At 41.9% G+C, this 3,579-nt stretch carries 5 protein-coding genes and 3 tRNA genes; 3 read left to right on the top strand and 5 right to left on the bottom strand.

Annotated features, from left to right (window positions below; translation table 11 throughout):
• Positions 1 to 660, bottom strand: a 660-nt coding sequence (locus B4J23_RS12280; RefSeq protein ID WP_291360972.1) for a PhzF family phenazine biosynthesis protein, incomplete at its 3' end; no start/stop codon positions are given.
• Between the two features lie 116 nt (positions 661 to 776).
• Here B4J23_RS12280 and B4J23_RS12275 point away from each other — a divergent pair.
• Together B4J23_RS12275 and gloB are read left to right on the top strand one after the other, a co-directional pair.
• On the top strand, positions 777 to 1,361 hold the full coding sequence (locus tag B4J23_RS12275) for a flavin reductase family protein (protein WP_125279549.1): 585 nt from the start codon (positions 777 to 779) through the stop codon (positions 1,359 to 1,361).
• A 120-nt stretch (positions 1,362 to 1,481) separates the two neighbouring features.
• The gene (gene gloB, locus B4J23_RS12270) at positions 1,482 to 2,216 is read left to right on the top strand and encodes a hydroxyacylglutathione hydrolase (protein ID WP_125279548.1); all 735 of its coding nucleotides are present in this window, start codon (positions 1,482 to 1,484) and stop codon (positions 2,214 to 2,216) included.
• Positions 2,217 to 2,228: 12 nt separating this feature from the next.
• On the opposite strand, the gene B4J23_RS12265 is transcribed toward gloB, so the two are convergent.
• A complete protein-coding gene (locus tag B4J23_RS12265) occupies positions 2,229 to 2,501 on the bottom strand; it encodes a hypothetical protein (protein WP_125279547.1) in 273 nt (90 codons plus the stop codon).
• Positions 2,502 to 2,919: 418 nt separating this feature from the next.
• Between B4J23_RS12265 and B4J23_RS12260 the strand changes: the two genes are divergently transcribed.
• Positions 2,920 to 3,123: a hypothetical protein gene (locus tag B4J23_RS12260; RefSeq protein WP_291360968.1), complete on the top strand. Its 204-nt coding sequence runs from the start codon at positions 2,920 to 2,922 to the stop codon at positions 3,121 to 3,123.
• A gap of 138 nt (positions 3,124 to 3,261) precedes the next feature.
• On the opposite strand, the gene B4J23_RS12255 is transcribed toward B4J23_RS12260, so the two are convergent.
• The 3 genes from B4J23_RS12255 to B4J23_RS12245 all read right to left on the bottom strand — a co-directional run bounded on the left by B4J23_RS12255 (position 3,262) and on the right by B4J23_RS12245 (position 3,579).
• Positions 3,262 to 3,346, bottom strand: a tRNA-Leu gene (locus tag B4J23_RS12255).
• 39 nt (positions 3,347 to 3,385) lie between these two features.
• Positions 3,386 to 3,459 (bottom strand) — tRNA-Trp (locus B4J23_RS12250).
• 35 nt (positions 3,460 to 3,494) lie between these two features.
• Positions 3,495 to 3,579 (bottom strand) — tRNA-Leu (locus tag B4J23_RS12245).

Here is a 3,579-nt window from a genome sequence, read left to right as displayed (position 1 = left end):
GGTATGAATTGAACCCGTTACCGGATCTTCATTAATCCCGTTACTCGGTGCAAAATAACGTGATATGCAATCATATTGCGTATCACCAGCGGTAATCGCGACATCCAGTAATGGACCCGCTGCTGTAATCGCGGTTCTTTTTCCATTCAGCTGCTTCAGCAGTTCAATATTTGGCTGCTCTTCTAATACATCCTGCACTGATTCATATTCAATAATATAACCTTGTGTATTCAGATAAACGTTTTTAAAAGGTTTCGTCAGGGCCTGTCTTAAGGCTTCCGGATAATCTGTGATGAGTTCAGGCTGACGGATCGGGAAATTCATCCGGATTTTGCCATCCTCATCCTGGCATACTGTAAAAATGCCCAGATCTTTGACATGAAAATAAATGGTTTTTGCAGAGCTAAAATCCTTGAATAATACAAAGCTGCTGGCCAATGTGGCATGTCCACAGAAATCCACTTCCTTGGTCGGCGTAAACCAGCGAATTTCATAATTTTCTGCATCCAGCACTTTGACAAAAGCGGTCTCAGACAGATTATTTTCCAGGGCAATATTCTGCATCAGGTGATCATCCAGCCAAGCATCCTGCACGATGACTGCAGCGGGATTTCCCTTAAATAGAGACGTCGTAAAAGCATCCACCTGGTACATTTTCATTTTCTTTACTCCTGTATGTAGGTGTTTAGTTTAAAAGCTTTTTTCCAGAAGAGGAATTTTATATGCTGTGGATCAGATGATTTATTTTTCTCCCTTTTCACTCATTAAGGTTCTTTATGAACAATTCACATATTCAAACTGTACCTTTAGAAAAAGCCTATCGCCTGATCACACATGGTCCCACCGTGTTAGTGTCTGCCAATGATGGACAAGACACTGATGTCATGGCCGCTGCCTGGGCATGTGCACTCGAATTCAGTCCAGCAAAAGTCACCGTAGTGCTGGATAAAAGTACCAAGACCCGAAAAATAATTGAAAATTCAGGCTACTTTGCCCTGCAGATTCCGACCCTTAAACAGCTGGAAATGGTCTATAGCCTGGGAACATTGAGTCTGTACAATGACCCAGACAAACTGGAGCAGTCCGGTGTGCAGTTATTCAAATTCGCAGATCAAGAGATTCCAGTAGTAGAAGGTTGTGCCGCCTGGATTTTATGTGAGCTGATTTCCGAGCCACATAACCAGCAGACCCATGACCTGTTTATTGGTAAGGTCATTGCGGCTTATGCCGATGATCGGGTGTTCCGTAATGGGCACTGGTACTATCATGAAGTCAGCGAAGAATGGAAAAGTATTCATCATGTCGCCGGTGGCCACTTCTATACCATTGGCGAAGCTGTCACAGTCAAAGATGCAGAATAAATGACTGATCTTTTTAAACAAATCATATAAAAAATTCTTGTAAACAGGCAGCTTTGACCACAGTCAGACTGCCTGAATTTATGCTACTTTATCCATAATATCTGTTTGGTCTGATGTCTTATGATGCCGTTTAAAATCCACTGTATTGATGTCAAAAACTCATTACAAAATTATATCTGGTTACTTGAACATACACCGACGCATCAGGTCGCGGTCATTGATCCCACTGAAGCGGTGCTAGTTCAAGATTATTGTACCGAACACGGGCTTGAGCTGAGTCAGATCTGGCTCACCCACTGGCATAAAGACCATATCGGGGGCGTTCCGGATTTAATTCAAAAGCAATCATTACCGGTATATGGCCCAAAAGCTGAGCTGGAAAAAATTCCGTTTATTAACCATCCACTTGAACATGACGACCAGTTCAGTTTTCATGGTGTTGAGGTACAGATTATCGCCGTACCGGGTCATACCCTAGGCCATATCGTGTATTTCCTGGATGCTATTGATGTGCTGTTTTGTGGCGACACTCTGTTTGCCATGGGCTGTGGACGGGTATTTGAGGGCACTTATCAGCAGATGTACCACTCTCTGGCTCGTCTGGCTGCCTTACCGCCACGTACTCAGGTTTATTGCACGCATGAATACACGCTGTCGAATGCACAGTTCGCCAAACATGTAGAACCGGATAATCCAGCAATTCTGGAGCGTTTCGAACAGGTTGAGCGTATGCGCATGCTAGGACAATGCACCTTACCCAGTACGATTGCAGCAGAACTGGAAACCAATCCTTTTTTACGCGCAGACAGTGTCGAAGAGTTTCAACGTTTACGCGTGATAAAAGACTCGTTTTAAACTATAGCTGCCTTACAGCAACTGATGTTCCTTAGCATAGTCATCCAGTTCCTGCTGGGTGACCACTCGTACCGCATTCATTTCATCAATTCTGACCAGCAATAATCCACCCAAAGCAGGTTGATAACGGCGCGCACTGCCAAATGGCGTATACACCACCTTGGACTGCACTGAAAAATCCAGCCAGTCTTCATGGCCCAGCATCACAGCTACAGGCTCCTGCCCTTGTTGCTGCATAAGTTCAATTTGCTGTTTGACGTACTGCTCAATATTTAATTCAGTCATCATCAATCTTATTTAAATTATATCCATGACAGTATAAAGCGTTGAGCTTAAAACCATGACCTGAATACTCGGAAGCTTTGCTGGATTGTATATTTTTAAGCCTTACTCAAACTCTAAAACTTTAAACCACGCTAATTCCTAATTTAAAATGAATAACAAATAAACAATTATTGATTTAAATATTTGAATATTAATAACTATTCAAAAAATTATTTAGGCTTAAAATTAAAATATTTAGTTACAACATCTTGAAAATAATAAAAAACATAGACTTAGATTAAAAAACCTATATTTCGTCTATATTATCTTGTTCATTAAATCCGCAAATTCAATTAAATTAATTTAAATAAGGGTATTTGCCCTTTAAAACGAAAATTCTCACCCTTATCTATGATTTAACTGATGAAGGAGTTATCTCGTGAAAAAAGTGGTTAAAGCAAAAAACGTTCTCGCATTTAGACTTTGGTTAGAAAAATTGGGGTATTCGGTTCGCACCCTGGCAGACAATCGTGGTTTTAGTTTCAGTTTTAAAAAAGAATATGGTCTGGTGACCTGTGATCTCTCTGGTAATACCCTTGCGATGCAATTGGGTGAAGAATTCGAAGACCATTTGAAAGCTTAATTTGCGTCACTTTTAACGCGAAAGATCAATTCAAACATCTTAATTTAACGCCAAGCTAGCCCATTTCGATGGGCTTTTTTTATAGCTATAAAATTTCAGGCGAAAAAAAAACAAGGCATCAACCTTGTCTCTTTTGAGTGGTGGGGACGGAGAGACTCGAACTCTCACACCTCGCGGCGCTGGAACCTAAATCCAGTGCGTCTACCAATTTCGCCACGTCCCCATCGGGTACCAACTTATCGCTGGATTTCTCAAACTTTAATGGCAGAGGATCAAGGATTCGAACCTTGACGAACGGTTTTGGAGACCGTCATGCTACCATTACACCAATCCTCTACTCGACCATCTCTACTCATTCTCATAAGTAAATTTGGTGGGGACGGAGAGACTCGAACTCTCACACCTCGCGGCGCTGGAACCTAAATCCAGTGCGTCTACCAATTTCGCCACGTCCCC

This window comes from Acinetobacter sp. UBA3025 (genome assembly GCF_002367915.1).
In the GTDB taxonomy this organism is placed as follows: domain Bacteria; phylum Pseudomonadota; class Gammaproteobacteria; order Pseudomonadales; family Moraxellaceae; genus Acinetobacter.
The sequence above is the reverse complement of the archived record's forward strand: the minus strand, read 5'-3'. Positions and strand labels throughout refer to the sequence as shown.

Excerpts from the sequence above, each read along its gene's own strand:
- B4J23_RS12265 (WP_125279547.1), bottom strand. The coding sequence starts at position 2,501 with ATGACTGAATTAAATATTGAGCAGTACGTCAAACAGCAAATTGAACTT.
- gloB (WP_125279548.1), top strand. The coding sequence starts at position 1,482 with ATGATGCCGTTTAAAATCCACTGTATTGATGTCAAAAACTCATTACAA.
- B4J23_RS12275 (WP_125279549.1), top strand. The coding sequence starts at position 777 with ATGAACAATTCACATATTCAAACTGTACCTTTAGAAAAAGCCTATCGC.